Genomic DNA, 257 nt, shown 5'->3' with positions numbered 1-257 from the left:
ACACCACCACGTTCGTGAAGATCTCGATCGAGGAAGTGGTCAAGACGCTGATCGAAGCGGTGATCCTGGTGTTCCTGGTGATGCTGGTGTTCCTGCAGAACTTCCGCGCCACCATCATCCCCACCCTGGTCATCCCGGTCGCCCTGCTGGGCACGTTCTGGGGCCTGAGCGTAATCGGCTTCACCATCAACCAGCTGACGATGTTCGCGCTGGTGCTGGCCATCGGCATCGTGGTCGACGACGCGATCGTGGTGATC

At 60.3% G+C, this 257-nt stretch carries 1 protein-coding gene; it reads left to right on the top strand.

What is annotated here, in order from left to right; translation table 11 throughout:
* On the top strand, window positions 1–257 hold a 257-nt coding region (locus OH705_RS27950; RefSeq protein WP_267303526.1), incomplete at both ends, for an efflux RND transporter permease subunit.

Origin of the sequence: Pseudomonas sp. BJa3 (assembly GCF_026343815.1) — a bacterium.
In the GTDB taxonomy this organism is placed as follows: Bacteria; Pseudomonadota; Gammaproteobacteria; order Pseudomonadales; family Pseudomonadaceae; genus Aquipseudomonas; species Aquipseudomonas soli.
Note: the sequence above shows the minus strand (reverse complement) of the source record. Positions and strands in the feature narration are given on the sequence as shown.